This is a genomic window from Pseudomonas peli (assembly GCF_050563605.1).
Lineage (GTDB): Bacteria > Pseudomonadota > Gammaproteobacteria > Pseudomonadales > Pseudomonadaceae > Aquipseudomonas > Aquipseudomonas peli_A.
This window is the reverse complement of record NZ_JBNXUH010000400.1, coordinates 1-265: the sequence shown is the minus strand read 5'-3', so window position 1 is coordinate 265 and position 265 is coordinate 1. Positions and strand designations below refer to the sequence as shown.

At 57.0% G+C, this 265-nt stretch carries 1 protein-coding gene; it reads left to right on the top strand.

All coding sequences use genetic code 11. The features are described from left to right. The coding region (locus ACQ4LH_RS22095; RefSeq protein ID WP_430699028.1) for an HDOD domain-containing protein at positions 1 to 265 on the top strand (265 nt) is incomplete at both ends.

Sequence of the window (265 nt, the reverse complement as noted above, 5' to 3'; positions counted from 1 at the left end):
GCAGTGGTACTACTGCGCATGGGCTTTTGTTTTTTTTTTTTTTAATGTCCCCGCCCCCCCCGAATCCTCCACTCGTGGGGCGTCGTCCGCCGCGTCCGATGTTTATAAGAGACAGGCCTACGCCAGTGCCATCGGTGAGCGCCGCGTGGTGGATACCGAGAACCGCCTGCTTAATACCAACCACGCGGTAGTCGGCTACTTCACCGCCAAGTCATGGAACCTGCCGTTGCACCTGTGTGAGGCCTGTCTCTTATACACATCTCCG